Consider the following 15235-nt stretch of genomic DNA (forward strand, 5'->3'; position numbering starts at 1 on the left):
TGAAACCGTGTGAGCGGCAACGGCACGACGCTGTTGCTTGCGATAACGCCGGCACAGCGAGTGAGCTGTGCCGGCGCGAGTGATGACCGCTGTGCTACCTGCGGTAATGCCTGAAACTTAGACCTTCTTGGCCGAGCGCGAAGCTTGAGCAGCGGCTTGCGAAGCTGCCTTCGACGCGGCCGATGCCGCTGCATTGAAGTTGCTTTCAGCGATTTCGACAGCTTGCTTGGTTGCCTTGTGGACAGTTTCGTACGTGGTGTTGGCAGCGGTGATCGCCGACTTCATCACGGCGACAGCGGTTTCCGAGCCGGCCGGTGCGTTCTTTGCAACGTTTTCGACGAGCGACTGCACCTTGCGGTTTTGCTCTTCGAACTGGGCTTCAGCGACGCGGGTGAATTCGCCTTGCGTTGCCGAAACGATTTCGTACACGTGACGGCCATACGACAGCGCCTTCTCGGCCACCGGCTGCGCGAGGCTCGCTTGCAGGGCTAGCAATTCTTGCGCGTCTTTCACCGACAGCGCGCGTTGTGCATTTTCCTGGCTTTCCGCGAGCGTCGACTTCACGACTTGCAGGTTCAGCTCAACCAGCTTTTCGACGCCTTCGAATGCTTTGGTCGTCAGGCCGAACAGCGTTTCAAAGTTGGCTTTCTGGGCTGCAGCGAATTGCTCAGGGGTCAGCAGAGTCATGGTTTACGCTCCTGGATTGCGGTCTGTCTGTGCGGACCGCATTGGGTTGGTGGCGAGACAGGTTGGATCGTCTCCTCCGGACCGCGATGTTTTGTGCATCGCAGCAATGGTTCCCATTTTAGGATGGCCACAACGATTGTCAAGTGCTATTTGTGCATCGCACAATATTAAGAAATTGCTGATAAAACAATGCCTTATGCGGTAAGCATGACATGCGAATGACATCGGTCGAATTGACTGCCGCACTATGCTGGTGCGCATCAAGTGACACGATCTGCCCATTTTGGAGGCGTTTCTCCGGGCTAAAACGTGAGGAGCAATCGTGCGTGAGTGTTCCGATGTCTGGCAAAATCCGCTCAAATGCATTTTCGATGTAAACCGGAAAGTGTCACGGAACGTTAATGGCCTATGTCGGTCGAATGCGCGTTGACGGATTCCAGCAGGCGTTTAACAGCCTCGGCATGAATCGCCGCCAACGCCCTGTAGCCGGGCGATTTGACACCTGTCCGTGCTCGACCGTATTTCCCCCGATCAAGGTTGTCTCGAAATTGCCGTTATGCTGGAAGAATCACCTCGATTCCGACGGTTGGCGGCAGCGGCGAGGCGAAGCGCGCCGTCGATCGTTTTTTTCGATCGATGCGCGGCACTTATTCGTGTTTTTGCGATCGGAGCTTACAAGCCGGTTTAAGGAGCGCGTATAAGTGCTTAATATTGCTAATTTTTCGTTGTTTTACTACACTTGCGGAAACCTCTCGCCGCTCCCTACCGAACACCCATGAAAACCGACATGTTTTCGTCGCTAAAAGTGATCCACGGCGCGGCCCGCAGCACCGCTCTGTCGGTGGCCGCCTCCATGGTCATCGCAGCGGCGTTCGCTACGCCCGTCAGCGCTTTTGCCGCTACGCCCGACGCACCCGCAAAAACTTCCAGACACGCCAAAGCCTCCAAAGCCGCCAAAAAGCCGGTCGCCTCTCCCGCCAAGGTATCCAAGGCAGGTAAGGGCGCGACGGCCAAAACGGCAGCCGCTGACGACGACGCGCCACGTGCGAACGTCAAGCGCAAGCGCGTGACTTATACGTCCAATGGCCGTCACCGTTCGGTGGTGCGCCGCGTCGCCTACGAGCCGCGTCAGCCGACCGTCGGTCAGGCGTTCGGCCTGCACGAAACGCCGGACGCACTGATGCTGCGCTCCAGCGTGGCCTACGTGATCGATCAGAATTCCGGCGAATCGCTGTTCGACAAGAACTCGCGCGCCGTGGTGCCGATCGCTTCGATCACCAAGCTGATGACCTCGATGGTGGTGCTCGATTCGAAAGAAGCGATGACCGACCAGATCGAAGTCACCGACGAAGACCGCGACTACGAGAAAAACACCGGCTCGCGCCTGTCGGTGGGCTCGGTGCTCTCGCGTGAAGACATGCTGCACATCGCGCTGATGGCCTCGGAAAACCGTGCCGCCGCCGCGCTGTCGCGCTACTTCCCGGGCGGCCGTCCGGCGTTCCTCGCCGCGATGAACGCGAAGGCCAAGCAACTCGGCATGACCGACACGCACTTTGAAAACCCCACGGGTTTGACGAGCCAGAACGTGTCGAGCGCGCGTGACCTCGTGAAGATGGTCAACGCGGCGTATCAGTACCCGCTCATTCGCAAGTTCTCGACCGACCACAGCTACGAGGTCTACACGGGTAAGCGCACGCTGGCTTACAACAGCACGAATGCGCTGGTGCGTAACCCCACGTGGGACATCGGTCTGCAAAAGACTGGTTTCATCAACGAAGCGGGCGAGTGTCTCGTGATGCAGGCGACCATTCATGGCCGTCCGATGATCATGGTGCTGCTCGACTCGTCGGGTAAGTACTCGCGTTTCGCGGACGCCACGCGTTTGCGCACGTGGCTGGATAACGGCGGCGACCAGCCGCGTATCACCAGCGCGGACGCGGGCGGCGCGGGTACCTGACGCGTCACCTGAACGGCCGGTCTGCAGTCCTGTAGCCCCGGCCGCTCCAAAGAAAAAGCCTCGCATCCGCGAGGCTTTTTTCTATTGCGTGACCCACGTTTAACGCGCGACGGTCTTAAGCGTGATGACTATGCGAATGGTCTTGCGTGGGTTGCGGGCGATAGCCCAGCGATTCGGAAATCAGCAGCGCAGTCTGGCTGACCTGGCCGAGCCATGAATCCTGCAATCGGTCCGCCGGCGCCGACAGCGACAGGCCGGCGACCAGCTTGCCGGTGTCGTCGTAGATGCCGGCTGCGATGCAGCGCACGCCGAGTTCAAGCTCTTCGTTATCGCGCGCGCAGGCTTGCTGGCGCACATGCGACAACTCACGCTCCAGCTTGGTCAGATCCGTGATGCTGTTCTGCGTATGGCCCGACAGGCCGGTTCGGGTCGCGTAGGCGCGCACACGGGTGGATTCATCGGCGGCGAGGAAGAGTTTGCCCACCGAGGTCAGATGCAAGGGCGCCCGGCCACCGATCGCCCGAACCACCTGCATGCCCGAGCGCTCCGAATACGCGCGCTCGATATAGACGATTTCGTCGCCTTGTCGCACCGACAGATTGACCGTTTGCCCCGTTTGACGATGCAGTTCGCGCATCGGCGTGAGCGCGGCGTCGCGCACCGACAGGCGTGCCTTGACCAGATTGCCCAATTCGAGCAGGCGCATGCCGAGACGGTACGTGCCGGGGTCCGAGCGGTCGACCAGCCGGCACATCACCATATCGTTCAGGATGCGGTGCGCCGTGGACGGATGCAGCTCCGTGCGAATGGCGAGTTCCTTCAGGCTGACCGGGTCGCTATGCGCTGCGAGTGCATCGAGCAGGCGCATCATGCGTTCGATCACCTGGATCGAAGTTTTGGGATCCGGGTTCGTGTCGCTCATGGGAAGAATCGGTTGACGCGTCAGACAGCGGAAATTGATTGTATCTCGTATTGTGAAAAAAACGGAAGCGGGTGGAACGCCTATTCCAATTTGACGGGTCATTCGTCTTATGGCTTCTGGCCGTTGGTATTGTGCGGCAAACAGCGGATAATCAGGGACGTTTTCCCGAAGGAGGGCTCATGCGAGTCGGATTGTTCGTCACCTGCCTGGTCGACCTGATGCGTCCCGAGATCGGTTTTTCGGTCATCAAGCTGATCGAAGGCGCCGGTTTCGAGGTGATGGTGCCACCCGCGCAAACCTGTTGCGGCCAGCCCGCCTACAACTCGGGCGAGCGGCGCATGGCGCGCGATCTGGCCGAGAAAACCCTGCGCGAGTTCGAGCAGTTCGACTACGTCGTGGTGCCGTCGGGTTCGTGCGGCGGCATGATCCGCTCTCACTACGGCGACCTCTTCGCCGACGACCCCGAACTGATGAACCGCTTCGGCCGGCTGCGTCCCAAGGTGTTCGAGCTGACCGATTTCCTCGTCAACGTGGCCAAGGTGCAGTTGCAGCCGGGCGAGTTCGCAGGGCAGGTCACTTACCACGACTCGTGTTCCGGTTTGCGCGAACTGGGCGTCAAGGCGCAGCCGCGCGCATTGCTCGCGCAAGTCGGCGTCGCCGTGACGGAAATGAAGGATTGCGAGCACTGCTGCGGTTTTGGCGGAACGTTCGCGATCAAGTACGGCGATATCTCCACGGCAATTGTCGACGAAAAATGCGCGAATATCGGCGCGAGCGGCGCGGACACCGTGGTGCTGGGCGACCTCGGCTGCATGCTGAATATCGAGGGCCGTTTGCGACGCACCGGCGATACCACAACGCGGGTGCTGCACATCGCGCAGGTGCTGGCAGGCGACGTGTAGCGCGTCGGTCGCGCGCCGTTCGGCGCTGCTTCAGCTCAATGCGCGCAGCCGTTCTGCGCGCCTCGTTTGAATCCGCCGTTGAATACGCATAAGGCCGCCATGCAAGTCCACTCGATGCAATTCAAGGCGCGCGCCGGTCAGAAGCTTGCTGACCAGCGTCTGCAGCAGAATCTCACCAAGCTATCGACCAAGTTCGTCTCGGCGCGCGCCTCGGCCATGACCGCGATCGATTTTCCCGCCACCCGCGACGCGCTGAAAGAGCGCCGCAATCGCGCGCTGGAGAATCTGGACGTGTGGCTCGAAACGTTCGAGCGCGAAGCGACCCGGCGCGGCGTGACCGTGCTGTTCGCGGAGTCGACCCAGGAGGCGGCGCGCCTCGTCGGCGAGATCGCGTGGCGGCACGATGTGAAGAAGGTGATCAAGACCAAGTCGATGGTCACCGAGGAAATGCGTCTGAACGAAGTGCTCGGTCAGATGGGCGTGCAGTCGATCGAAACCGATCTGGGCGAATACATCCTGCAGATCAACGACAACGAGCCGCCGAGTCACATCATCGCGCCGGTCGTCCATAAAGATAAGGACGAGATCGCGGACCTGTTCGCCAGGACCCACAACCGGCCGCGCCTGACCGAAATCACCGACATGACCCGCGAAGCACGCGAGATGCTGCGTCCGCATTTCATGAGCGCCGATATGGGCGTGACGGGCGGCAACTTCATCGTCGCTGAAACGGGCTCGGTCGTGCTGGTCACCAACGAGGGTAACGAAGGCATGTGCACGGTGATGCCGCGTGTGCACGTCGCTGTCACCGGAATTGAAAAAGTGTTGCCGACGCTGGAAGATCTGGCGACCGCGATGCGGCTTCTGCCGCGTTCGGCAACCGGGCAGAGCACGTCCAACTATTTTTCCGTGCTGACCGGGCCGCGCGGCGAGGGCGACCAGGACGGTCCCGAGCATATGTACGTGGTGCTGGTGGACGGCGGGCGCACCGGGCTGATCGGCGGCGACTTCCAGGAGATGCTCAGGTGTATCCGCTGCGGCGCGTGCATGAACCATTGCCCGGTTTATCAGAAAGTGGGCGGTCATGCGTACGGCTGGGTCTATCCGGGACCGATGGGCTCGGTGTTGACGCCGAGTTACGTCGGTATCGACAAGGCGCTGGATTTGCCGCAAGCCGCGACCCTTTGCGGCGAGTGCAATAGCGTATGTCCGGTGGGTATTCCGTTATCCGATCTGTTGCGCAAGCTGCGCGAGAAACAGGTCGAGCGGCGCCTGCGTCCGTGGAAGGAGCGGGCAGGGCTGGCTGTCTGGGGCTTTCTGGCGCTGCATCCGGATGCTTATGCGCTTTTCACGAAACTCGCTGTCCGCGTTCTGGAGCGTATGGGCGGTCGCAATCGCTCGATTGCGAAGCTGCCGATGGCCGGCGCGGGCTGGACCAACACGCGGGACTTGCCGGCGCCGGTCGGGCGTACATTCAGGGAGTTGTACGCCGCACAGCGCAGCCATCTAGGCTAAGCCGGCGCGCGTTGGGCGGCGCGTTGGCGGCATGTTCGACTGAACATGCCGCGAATAGTCAGCAAGGATGGCGGCCGCTCAGTGGTCGCTCATCTGCCCAGGCTGGCGGCCGGGGGCTCCTCTCCCGACGACCGCGCCTCCATTGCCGTTGCCGCGACCACCGCCATTGCCCGCCTGTTGTTGCTGCTGCTGCTGAGGCGGCGGTCCGCCCGCGCCGGGACGCGGTCCGTTCGAGCCGCCGGGACCGCGCGGTCCGCCCGCCGCGCCCTGGGGCGGCGGGCCACCAGGGCCACCGTTCGGTTGACCGTGCCCACCGCCGTTGCCGCCGTGATTGCCATTGTTACCGTGGTTACCATCGTCCTGGCGGCTGCGGTCCGGATACCCGCGATACCCCGGGCCGGGCCCGTAGTAGCGTCCGGGTCCGCCGTTGTAGCCCGGCCCGGAATAGTTGCTGTAGCCCATATACACATTGGTTTGCGGTACGACCGGCACGCCGGTGGCGTAGCCATCGTTGCCGTCATAGCCGCTGTAGCCGCCGCCGACCATCGGCGTGCCGTCGGGATAGACCGCGCATCCAGCGAGCAGTGCGGCTGCGGCGAGGGCGGCGAGTCGTGAAAAGCGATTCATTCGAAGGACCGGTGCGAGTGTTTACGGTTGTAAGACCGCTATTATGGCTAACCGTCACGCAAGCTTTGTATGTCTTTGTAAGGATTTCTTTTTCGTGCCATCAGTGTGCGTGGGCACTCAATCGCGCACGCCGCGCAAGCCCGCGGCCGCACTGTTCCATTTGAAGCAACGCTGTATCTCAAATGGGTGGGTTTTTCCCGATTGTCAATTTCTATAGACTTTCGACTGGGCATAGTGGGTCACAAGCTCATGCGCCCCTAATCGGAAGAATGACATCATGAAAAAGACAATATCGGTGTACTGGCCCTTTGCCATTGTTGTGCCGCTTGCTGCGGCAGCTTACCTCCACATCGGCGGCAGCGCCGCTTCGCGTGCTTCGCAGGCGCCGCTTGCAGCCGATCAACTTACTGCTGAGCTCGCGCGTGCTGTCTCGTACGGCATGATCGACGACGCCTCCACTTTGCCGGCCAAGCCGATGCGCGCTGTAACGGCGATGCCGGGCGCGGAGGCTTCGTAAGCGAATCGCTGATCTGAGCGGCGGATCGATGCTGCATCTCTGATTAGCGGCCTCGCCGTCGGAGTGTGCAAACGGCGGCCCCAGCGCCCGAGCGGGTCTCGGCGAGAATTTTCCCGCCTTTGTATAATCGCGGCACCTTTTACCAACCGTCGTCGCAGGGCCATTCTGGTCGCTGATGGCGCGAGAAATCTCTGATGAAAACCGTGTCCATCTGTTTCGTCTGCCTCGGGAACATCTGCCGTTCGCCGACTGCGGAAGGCGTGATGCGGCATCTCGTCGGCGAGGCGAAACTGGCGGAGCGGATTCTGGTCGATTCCGCCGGCACGGGTAACTGGCATGTCGGCGAGCCGCCGGACGACCGGGCGCGGCACGCAGCCGGTCGCCGAGGTTACGATCTGGCGCCGTTGCGCGGTCGGCAGATCGCTGCGGGAGACTTCGAGCGTTTCGATCTGCTGATCGCGATGGACGACAAAAACGTCGCGGCGCTCCGCGAGGTTTGCCCGCCGGCGCAGCGCGACAAGATTCGCCTGCTAATGGAATTCCTGCCGGAGGCCGACGGCCGCTGGGACAGCGTCCGTGAAGTCGTCGATCCGTACTTCGGTGGCGCGGAAGGCTTCGAGCGGGTGCTCGATCAGTGCGAAGCGGCTTGCCGAGGTCTGATCGCAGCTTTGCGTCCCCAATTGCTGGCCTAGTTGCCCGTTAGCCGCGAATTTGGCTCGCGGCTGACCAATCGGCATAGCCGGTCATGAGCCGGCAAGCCAGGCCCGACGTGAGCGCGCCGGCCCGTATCCAGCAATTAAGCAAATGACCCAAATCGCGGTAGGGATACTTGACTAAATCGCTCATGTATTTATACTTGACCAAACTTGTCGAGAATTGCGGTTCCCACACCATATGAGACTCACCACGAAAGGCCGTTTCGCCGTCACGGCGATGATTGACCTGGCACTGCGCCAGGAGCAGGGCCCGGTGACGCTTGCGGGTATCAGCCAGCGCCAACATATCTCCCTGTCCTACCTTGAGCAGCTGTTTGGCAAGCTGCGTCGTCATGAAATCGTCGAGTCCGTGCGCGGACCGGGCGGCGGCTACAATCTGGCCCGCCGCGCCGAAGACGTGACCGTGGCCGACATCATCATCGCGGTCGACGAGCCGCTCGACGCCACCCAGTGCGGCGGCAAGGGCTCGTGCGAGGGCACCAAACAACACGACGGCCACTGCATGACGCACGAGCTGTGGTCCACGCTGAATCAGAAAATGGTCGAGTACCTGGATTCGGTGTCGCTCAAGGATCTGGTCGATCAGCAGCGTTCGCGCGAAGGTGCGCCGGCGGTGTTGCGCGACAGGCGCAACGAGGCGCCGGCGGTCGAGCCGGTTCGCGCGGCGCCAAAAGGGCCCAATTCCGTTTTCAACATGGCCGGTTCCTAGGCGCGGTAATCGGGAACAAAGCACCGCAGCCAGATCAAGAACCCAAAAAGCCAGAGCATACGACGTCCCCGGAGCAACTGATGAACAACGATTCTCTCCATCTGCCCATCTACATGGACTACAGCGCGACGACGCCGATCGATCCGCGCGTGGTGGACAAGATGATTCCGTATCTGCGCGAGCAGTTCGGCAATCCCGCCTCGCGCAGCCACTCGTATGGCTGGGACGCGGAGCGCGCGGTCGAAGAAGCGCGTGAGAACGTCGCGAAGCTGGTGAATGCCGATCCGCGCGAAATCATCTGGACCTCGGGTGCAACGGAGTCGGACAACCTGGCCATCAAGGGCGCCGCGCACTTCTACAAGAGCAAGGGCAAGCACATCATCACGGTAAAGACCGAGCACAAGGCCGTGCTCGACACCTGCCGCGAGCTGGAGCGCGAAGGCTTCGAAGTCACGTATCTGGACGTCAAGGACGACGGCCTGATCGATCTCGACAAGTTCAAGGCCGCGATCCGCCCGGACACGATTCTGGTGTCGGTGATGTCGGTGAACAATGAAATCGGCGTGGTGCAGGACATCGAGGCGATCGGCGAGATCACCCGCGAAAAGGGCATCGTTTTCCACGTCGACGCAGCACAAGCCACGGGCAAGATCGAGATCGATCTGCAAAAGCTGAAGGTCGACCTGATGTCGTTCTCGGCGCACAAGACCTACGGCCCGAAGGGCATCGGCGCGCTGTACGTGCGCCGCAAGCCGCGTATCCGCATCGAAGCGCAGATGCACGGCGGCGGTCACGAGCGCGGTATGCGTTCGGGCACACTGGCTACGCACCAGATCGTCGGCATGGGCGAAGCGTTCCGCATCGCGCGTGAAGAAATGGCGACGGAAAACGAGCGCATCCGCATGCTGCGCGACCGTCTGCTGGCCGGTCTGTCGGAGATGGAAGAAACGTACGTGAACGGCGACATGGAAAAGCGTGTGCCGCACAACCTGAACATCAGCTTCAACTTCGTCGAAGGCGAATCGCTGATCATGGCCGTGAAGGACGTGGCGGTGTCGTCGGGTTCGGCCTGTACGTCGGCTTCGCTGGAACCGTCGTACGTGCTGCGCGCGCTGGGTCGCAACGACGAACTCGCGCATAGCTCGATTCGCTTTACGGTGGGCCGCTTCACGACCGAGCAGGATGTCGACTACGTGATCAACCTGCTGAAGACCAAGATTTCGAAGCTGCGCGACTTGTCGCCGCTGTGGGAAATGCACAAGGACGGGATCGATATTTCGACTATCCAGTGGGCAGCGCACTGACGCGCGGCTGGGAACACGTCGAATTATCGAATTGCAAATTGCAGGTTGAAACGGATCAAGGAGTGTAATCATGGCTTATAGCGACAAGGTTCTGGACCACTACGAAAACCCGCGCAACGTCGGTTCGTTTGCCAAGGACGACGATGCAGTCGGCACCGGCATGGTCGGCGCGCCGGCTTGCGGCGACGTGATGAAGTTGCAGATTCGCGTGGGCGCGGACGGCATCATCGAAGACGCGAAATTCAAGACGTATGGCTGCGGCTCGGCAATCGCCTCGAGTTCGCTCGTCACCGAATGGGTGAAGGGCAAGACGCTCGATCAGGCCATGTCGATCAAGAACACGCAGATCGCCGAAGAACTGGCACTGCCGCCGGTGAAGATCCACTGCTCGATCCTCGCGGAAGACGCGATCAAGGCAGCGGTCGCCGACTACAAGCAGCGTCACGGTGAAGCGGTCGTCGAAGGCGACAAGCAACACGCTTGAAGCGACGTTGCAACGCGGCTTGAAATACTGCGATCCAGGTCGCAGTTAAGTAAATCGGCAGCGGGCGGCGGCAGCATGAAGACGTCGTCCGGCATGAGCGATATTTGATGCAGGCAGGGTAGTGGTGTTCGGGCAGGCAGCAAGCCGCGCGCACCGCGCAATGAGAAACGCTATGGCAATTACGTTGACCGAAAAGGCAGCACAGCACGTCCAGAAGTATCTGATCCGTCGCGGTAAAGGCGTCGGCTTGCGCGTGGGCGTGCGCACCACCGGTTGCTCCGGCTTGGCCTACAAGCTCGAGTACGTGGACGAACTCGCGCCCGAAGACGAAGTGTTCGATTGCAACGGCGTGAAGATCATTGTCGACCCGAAGAGCCTCGCCTATATCGACGGCACCGAACTCGACTTTGCCCGCGAAGGGTTGAACGAAGGCTTCAAGTTCAACAACCCGAACGTGAAGGACGAATGCGGTTGCGGCGAATCGTTCCGGGTGTAAATCCGGAGCATTCCGCGTGCAGCGGACCAAAGGCGGCGCGTGCCGCCTTTTTAGTTTCAACCGCGCTTTCGAGCCGCTTTTTTGTCAGCACTCCGGTGCGCTTTCCTGAACGGACTCCTTCTATCCGATGGCCTCGCTGAATTCGCTGAACGATAGCCACTTCGATCTGTTCGATCTGCCGGCGCAATTCGCGCTCGACGCAGCCGCGCTCGATCACGCCTACCGCACGGTGCAGGCGCAAGTGCATCCGGACCGCTTCGCGGCGGCCGGCGACGCGCAAAAGCGCATCGCGATGCAATGGGCGACGCGCACCAACGAGGCGTATCAGACGCTGCGCGATCCGTTGAAACGTGCGACTTATCTGCTGTCGCTGCGCGGCGTGGACGTCGGCGCGGAGAACAATACAGCGATGGAACCGGCCTTCCTGATGCAGCAGATGGAATGGCGCGAGGGCATTGAAGACGCAGCCGCGGCAAAGAACGTCGACGCGCTCGACGCCTTGCTCACCGAACTGCGCGACGAAGAGCGCGTGCGCTTCAGCAAACTCGGCGGCCTGCTCGACAGCGGCGCGAATCAGCCGGCGGGTGAAGCCGTGCGGCAGTTGATGTTCATCGAGCGGGTCGCGGCGGAAATCGGCACGCAGATCGAGCGACTCGAGAATTAGCGGTTCGGCGGCGTGTCTCCAGCCTCGAATCGTCGAGGCGCGAGCATCGGGCCGCCGCAGCATCACATCCAGTAACGCGAAAAATTCAGGACGGGGCTCCGTGGCCCCGAGAAGATCCAGATGGCCCTACTGCAAATCTCCGAACCCGGCATGGCGCCGGCGCCCCACCAGCGGCGCCTGGCGGTCGGTATCGATCTCGGCACTACCAATTCCCTCGTCGCCGCCGTGCGCAGCGGCGTGCCCGACGTGTTGCCCGACGAAGACGGCCATGCGTTGCTGCCGTCAGTGGTGCGCTACCTGGAAAAGGGTGGCCGTCGCATCGGCCGCGCGGCCAAGGCCGAAGCCGCGAGCGATCCGCGCAATACGATCGTCTCGGTCAAGCGTTTTATGGGCCGTGGCAAGGCGGAAGTGGAAGGCGCCGAAAACGCGCCCTATGATTTCGTCGACGCGCCCGGCATGGTGCAGATCCGTACCGTCGACGGCATAAAAAGCCCGGTCGAAGTGTCGGCGGAAATTCTCGCGACGCTGCGTCAGCGCGCTGAAGATTCGCTCGGCGACGAACTGGTCGGCGCGGTGATTACGGTGCCGGCTTATTTCGACGAAGCGCAGCGCCAGGCCACCAAAGACGCCGCGCGTCTGGCGGGCCTGAACGTGCTGCGTCTGTTGAACGAACCGACTGCGGCCGCGATCGCCTACGGCCTCGACAACGGTTCCGAAGGCCTGTACGCGGTGTACGACCTCGGCGGCGGCACCTTCGATCTGTCGATTCTCAAGCTCACCAAGGGTGTGTTCGAAGTGCTCGCAGCCGGCGGCGATTCCGCGCTCGGCGGCGACGATTTCGACCACGCGCTGTACCGCTACGTGCTGGAGCAGGCGGGCATCGCGCCGCACACGCTCGCACCGGAAGACGTCCGTCTGCTGCTGGACAGCGTGCGGGTGGTCAAGGAGGCGTTGTCGGATACGCCCATCGCCAACCTCGCGGTGACGCTCTCGAACGGCACCCGGATCGCCCAGACGATCGACGAAAGCGCCTTTGAAACCGTTACGCAGGCGCTGGTGCAGCGCACGCTCGGTCCCACGAAAAAGGCGCTGCGCGACGCCAGGGTGACGACGAAGGAAATCAAGGGCGTGGTGCTGGTCGGCGGCGCGACGCGCATGCCGGTGATCCGCCGCGCGGTCGAGTCGTTCTTTGGCCAGCCGCCGCTCATCAACCTCGATCCGGATCAGGTCGTCGCGCTCGGCGCGGCGATGCAGGCCGACCTGCTGGCGGGCAACCGTGGCGCGGACGGCGACGAGTGGCTGCTGCTCGACGTGATCCCGCTGTCGCTCGGCGTCGAGACGATGGGTGGCTTGACCGAGAAGATCATCCCGCGTAACTCGACGATTCCGGTTGCGCGCGCGCAGGATTTCACCACCTTCAAGGATGGCCAGACGGCGATGGCGATTCACGTCGTGCAAGGCGAGCGTGAGCTCGTCAGCGACTGCCGTTCGCTCGCGCGTTTCGAGCTGCGCGGCATTCCGCCGATGACCGCCGGCGCGGCGCGCATTCGCGTCACCTATCAGGTGGACGCCGACGGCCTGCTGTCCGTGTTCGCACGTGAGCAGGGGTCGGGCGTGGAAGCGTCGGTGGTGGTCAAGCCGTCCTACGGTCTCGCCGACGACGACGTCGCCAGGATGCTCGAAGACAGCTTCTCGACCGCTGAAGTCGACATGCGCGCCCGCGCATTGCGCGAGGCGCAGGTAGAAGCGCGCCGTCTGGTGGAAGCCACCGACGCCGCACTTGCCGCCGACGCCGAACTGCTCGACGACAGCGAGCGCGCCGAGCTTGACGCGCTGCTCACCGCGCTGCGCAACGTCGCGCAAAGCGACGATGTCGACACGATCGAAACGGCGACCAAAACGCTTGCCGAAGGCACCGACGAATTCGCTGCCCGCCGCATGAATAAGGGCATTCGCCGCGCGCTCGCCGGCCGCAAGCTCGACGAAATCTGAATCGCGCGCAGCGGTTTCAACGAATCGAAGCGCGCCGCGCGGACTTAAAAAGTCCGCGCGGCGCCAGTAAAATGGCACGGAGCCTGTTTGCAGCCGCCGTGCCGCAGACCCAAACGGAAAATGTATGCCTCAAATCGTTGTCCTGCCCCACGTCGAACTGTGCCCGGAAGGCGCGGTGATCGAGGCCGTGCCCGGCAAAAGCATCTGCGACAATCTGCTCGATAACGGCATCGAAATCGAGCACGCTTGCGAGAAGTCCTGCGCGTGCACGACCTGTCACGTGATCGTGCGTGAGGGTTTCGCCGCCTTGACGCCGTCCGAGGAAGACGAGGACGATCTGTTGGACAGAGCGTGGGGGCTCGAACCGAGTTCGCGTCTGTCATGCCAGGCGATGGTGCCGGCCGGGCAGGATCTGGTTGTCGAAATCCCGCGCTACTCGATCAATCACGCGAAGGAAAACCACTAACAGGAGGATGCAGCCATGAAGTGGACCGATACGCAAGACATCGCGATGGCCCTGACCGACAAGCACCAGGCCATCGATCCGCAACAGGTGCGCTTCACCGACTTGCACCGTTGGGTCACCGAACTGGAAGGATTCGACGACGATCCTGACCGGTCGAACGAAAAGATCCTCGAGGCGATTCAGGCTGCATGGATTGAAGACGCGGATTACTGAGTTTGAATGCTGGGCGCCGCTGCGGCGCCGGCAAAGAAAAAGGCGATTCCATTGGAATCGCCTTTTTTATCGCCTGCGGCAAACGTCGAGTTTGGCTGATTAGCTCGCGACCAGCGTGCCGTTCTCGATCCGCACGCGCTGGCCTTGCTGGAACGGCGGCGCCTCGTGGTACGTGAAGTAGCGCGTCTTGCCGCTTTCCATATGCACGCGCACCGAATACGAGGTGGTGCTGCGGATATGTTTTTCGACCGAGTTACCCGCGAGCCCGCCGCCGACCACGCCGAGCACCGTCATCGCCGTGCGTCCGCCGCCACCGCCGAACTGATTGCCGACCAGACCGCCTGCTACCGCGCCACCGACCGCACCGATACCCGTGCCATGGCCTTCCTGGCGCACGGCCGAGATACCGACCACCGTGCCGCAAGTCGAACAGTACGCCGCTTGAGGCGGAGGCTGTTGCGCGTATTGCGGTGCGGCCTGCGCCTGTTGTTGCTGGGCATATTGTTGCTGCTGCGCAGGAGTCGGAGCAGGCGTGGGCGGAGCGGGCTGTTGAGCCGCTTGCTGCTGAGCGGTTTGCTGTTGTGCCGCCTGTTGCGCCGACGGGCTGGCGGGTGCCGCCGAATCGACCACGCCGGGCTGTCCACCCGGCTGCGTCGTCACCTGTGCGGCTTGCGTCTGATCGCTTTGCGCGCCGCTGCTCGACGCCTTCGGGAACACGCCCGTCACGGCCGCGGTGGCGACCAGACTGGCGATGATGACCGCTCCTGCCGCCGTGGCGACGAGTGGGTGAATGCGGCGTGGTTGGCTAGGTTGCGTGTTGGGATTGTCCATATTGGCCTCCGTCTGAGCAGAGTCGACTTTTGTTGAAACCCAGTGTCGGGCAAAACGCGCCAAGCCGGGTTTCAATTTGTAACGAACTGCAGGCAATTTGCGCGACGCTAGCACATCCAAGCGCGCGCCGCGTCGTGGCGCGCCTTGTGTCTCTTAAGTGCACGCGACAAACCTTACCGGCAGCAGCCCGGCAGCACTTGCGCAACTTTTACCGATGGTTACAAACCGTCAGC

General features: G+C 62.1%; 17 protein-coding genes. 13 read left to right on the forward strand and 4 right to left on the reverse strand.

Going from position 1 to position 15235, the window contains the following annotated elements; all coding sequences use genetic code 11:
- Nucleotides 1-117: 117 nt before the first annotated feature.
- On the reverse strand, nt 118-687 hold the full coding sequence (locus tag FQ705_RS26545; protein ID WP_144146122.1) for a phasin family protein: 570 nt from the start codon (nt 685-687) through the stop codon (nt 118-120).
- A gap of 775 nt (nt 688-1462) precedes the next feature.
- On the opposite strand from FQ705_RS26545, the gene pbpG reads away from it, so the two are divergent.
- Nucleotides 1463-2644 (forward strand): D-alanyl-D-alanine endopeptidase, encoded by a 1182-nt coding sequence (gene pbpG, locus FQ705_RS26550; protein WP_144146124.1) that lies wholly within the window; start codon nt 1463-1465, stop codon nt 2642-2644.
- A gap of 115 nt (nt 2645-2759) precedes the next feature.
- Here the strand turns inward: pbpG and FQ705_RS26555 are convergent, their stop codons facing one another.
- On the reverse strand, nt 2760-3566 hold the full coding sequence (locus tag FQ705_RS26555; protein WP_144146126.1) for an IclR family transcriptional regulator: 807 nt from the start codon (nt 3564-3566) through the stop codon (nt 2760-2762).
- Between the two features lie 179 nt (nt 3567-3745).
- Between FQ705_RS26555 and FQ705_RS26560 the strand changes: the two genes are divergently transcribed.
- Nucleotides 3746-4468 (forward strand): (Fe-S)-binding protein, encoded by a 723-nt coding sequence (locus FQ705_RS26560; protein WP_144146128.1) that lies wholly within the window; start codon nt 3746-3748, stop codon nt 4466-4468.
- Nucleotides 4469-4567: 99 nt separating this feature from the next.
- Nucleotides 4568-5983 (forward strand): lactate utilization protein B, encoded by a 1416-nt coding sequence (locus tag FQ705_RS26565; RefSeq protein WP_144146130.1) that lies wholly within the window; start codon nt 4568-4570, stop codon nt 5981-5983.
- A 78-nt stretch (nt 5984-6061) separates the two neighbouring features.
- Here FQ705_RS26565 and FQ705_RS26570 read toward each other — a convergent pair whose 3' ends face one another.
- Nucleotides 6062-6610: a hypothetical protein gene (locus tag FQ705_RS26570; RefSeq protein ID WP_144146132.1), complete on the reverse strand. Its 549-nt coding sequence runs from the start codon at nt 6608-6610 to the stop codon at nt 6062-6064.
- Nucleotides 6611-6887: 277 nt separating this feature from the next.
- Between FQ705_RS26570 and FQ705_RS26575 the strand changes: the two genes are divergently transcribed.
- The 10 genes from FQ705_RS26575 (at nt 6888) to iscX (ending at nt 14171) form a co-directional block, all read left to right on the forward strand.
- Entirely contained in the window at nt 6888-7127 is a 240-nt protein-coding gene (locus tag FQ705_RS26575; protein WP_144146134.1) for a hypothetical protein, read from the forward strand.
- A 194-nt stretch (nt 7128-7321) separates the two neighbouring features.
- Nucleotides 7322-7819: a low molecular weight protein-tyrosine-phosphatase gene (locus FQ705_RS26580; RefSeq protein WP_144146136.1), complete on the forward strand. Its 498-nt coding sequence runs from the start codon at nt 7322-7324 to the stop codon at nt 7817-7819.
- Nucleotides 7820-8021: 202 nt separating this feature from the next.
- Nucleotides 8022-8552 carry a Fe-S cluster assembly transcriptional regulator IscR gene (gene iscR / locus FQ705_RS26585; protein WP_144146139.1) on the forward strand — a complete coding sequence of 177 codons (531 nt, stop codon included), beginning with the start codon at nt 8022-8024 and terminating at the stop codon, nt 8550-8552.
- An 80-nt stretch (nt 8553-8632) separates the two neighbouring features.
- Nucleotides 8633-9856 carry an IscS subfamily cysteine desulfurase gene (locus tag FQ705_RS26590; RefSeq protein WP_144146142.1) on the forward strand — a complete coding sequence of 408 codons (1224 nt, stop codon included), beginning with the start codon at nt 8633-8635 and terminating at the stop codon, nt 9854-9856.
- A gap of 70 nt (nt 9857-9926) precedes the next feature.
- A complete protein-coding gene (iscU, locus tag FQ705_RS26595; RefSeq protein WP_028199493.1) occupies nt 9927-10340 on the forward strand; it encodes a Fe-S cluster assembly scaffold IscU in 414 nt (137 codons plus the stop codon).
- Nucleotides 10341-10512: 172 nt separating this feature from the next.
- A complete protein-coding gene (gene iscA / locus FQ705_RS26600) occupies nt 10513-10836 on the forward strand; it encodes an iron-sulfur cluster assembly protein IscA (RefSeq protein WP_035546490.1) in 324 nt (107 codons plus the stop codon).
- A gap of 136 nt (nt 10837-10972) precedes the next feature.
- Entirely contained in the window at nt 10973-11500 is a 528-nt protein-coding gene (gene hscB / locus FQ705_RS26605) for a Fe-S protein assembly co-chaperone HscB (protein WP_144146675.1), read from the forward strand.
- A gap of 120 nt (nt 11501-11620) precedes the next feature.
- On the forward strand, nt 11621-13492 hold the full coding sequence (gene hscA, locus FQ705_RS26610) for a Fe-S protein assembly chaperone HscA (protein WP_144146145.1): 1872 nt from the start codon (nt 11621-11623) through the stop codon (nt 13490-13492).
- A 124-nt stretch (nt 13493-13616) separates the two neighbouring features.
- On the forward strand, nt 13617-13958 hold the full coding sequence (fdx, locus tag FQ705_RS26615) for an ISC system 2Fe-2S type ferredoxin (protein ID WP_144146148.1): 342 nt from the start codon (nt 13617-13619) through the stop codon (nt 13956-13958).
- A 15-nt stretch (nt 13959-13973) separates the two neighbouring features.
- Nucleotides 13974-14171 (forward strand): Fe-S cluster assembly protein IscX, encoded by a 198-nt coding sequence (gene iscX / locus FQ705_RS26620; protein ID WP_144146150.1) that lies wholly within the window; start codon nt 13974-13976, stop codon nt 14169-14171.
- 99 nt (nt 14172-14270) lie between these two features.
- Here iscX and FQ705_RS26625 read toward each other — a convergent pair whose 3' ends face one another.
- Complete coding sequence (locus FQ705_RS26625; protein ID WP_144146153.1) at nt 14271-15002, reverse strand: glycine zipper 2TM domain-containing protein; 732 nt, start codon at nt 15000-15002, stop codon at nt 14271-14273.
- Between the last annotated feature and the right edge of the window lie 233 nt (nt 15003-15235).

Source organism: Paraburkholderia sp. BCC1884 (assembly GCF_900996225.1).
Lineage (GTDB): Bacteria > Pseudomonadota > Gammaproteobacteria > Burkholderiales > Burkholderiaceae > Paraburkholderia.

Excerpts from the sequence above, each read along its gene's own strand:
- FQ705_RS26545 (WP_144146122.1), bottom strand. The coding sequence starts at position 687 with ATGACTCTGCTGACCCCTGAGCAATTCGCTGCAGCCCAGAAAGCCAAC.
- pbpG (WP_144146124.1), top strand. The coding sequence starts at position 1,463 with ATGAAAACCGACATGTTTTCGTCGCTAAAAGTGATCCACGGCGCGGCC.
- FQ705_RS26555 (WP_144146126.1), bottom strand. The coding sequence starts at position 3,566 with ATGAGCGACACGAACCCGGATCCCAAAACTTCGATCCAGGTGATCGAA.
- FQ705_RS26560 (WP_144146128.1), top strand. The coding sequence starts at position 3,746 with ATGCGAGTCGGATTGTTCGTCACCTGCCTGGTCGACCTGATGCGTCCC.
- FQ705_RS26565 (WP_144146130.1), top strand. The coding sequence starts at position 4,568 with ATGCAAGTCCACTCGATGCAATTCAAGGCGCGCGCCGGTCAGAAGCTT.
- FQ705_RS26570 (WP_144146132.1), bottom strand. The coding sequence starts at position 6,610 with ATGAATCGCTTTTCACGACTCGCCGCCCTCGCCGCAGCCGCACTGCTC.
- FQ705_RS26575 (WP_144146134.1), top strand. The coding sequence starts at position 6,888 with ATGAAAAAGACAATATCGGTGTACTGGCCCTTTGCCATTGTTGTGCCG.
- FQ705_RS26580 (WP_144146136.1), top strand. The coding sequence starts at position 7,322 with ATGAAAACCGTGTCCATCTGTTTCGTCTGCCTCGGGAACATCTGCCGT.
- iscR (WP_144146139.1), top strand. The coding sequence starts at position 8,022 with ATGAGACTCACCACGAAAGGCCGTTTCGCCGTCACGGCGATGATTGAC.
- FQ705_RS26590 (WP_144146142.1), top strand. The coding sequence starts at position 8,633 with ATGAACAACGATTCTCTCCATCTGCCCATCTACATGGACTACAGCGCG.
- iscU (WP_028199493.1), top strand. The coding sequence starts at position 9,927 with ATGGCTTATAGCGACAAGGTTCTGGACCACTACGAAAACCCGCGCAAC.
- iscA (WP_035546490.1), top strand. The coding sequence starts at position 10,513 with ATGGCAATTACGTTGACCGAAAAGGCAGCACAGCACGTCCAGAAGTAT.
- hscA (WP_144146145.1), top strand. The coding sequence starts at position 11,621 with ATGGCCCTACTGCAAATCTCCGAACCCGGCATGGCGCCGGCGCCCCAC.
- fdx (WP_144146148.1), top strand. The coding sequence starts at position 13,617 with ATGCCTCAAATCGTTGTCCTGCCCCACGTCGAACTGTGCCCGGAAGGC.
- iscX (WP_144146150.1), top strand. The coding sequence starts at position 13,974 with ATGAAGTGGACCGATACGCAAGACATCGCGATGGCCCTGACCGACAAG.
- FQ705_RS26625 (WP_144146153.1), bottom strand. The coding sequence starts at position 15,002 with ATGGACAATCCCAACACGCAACCTAGCCAACCACGCCGCATTCACCCA.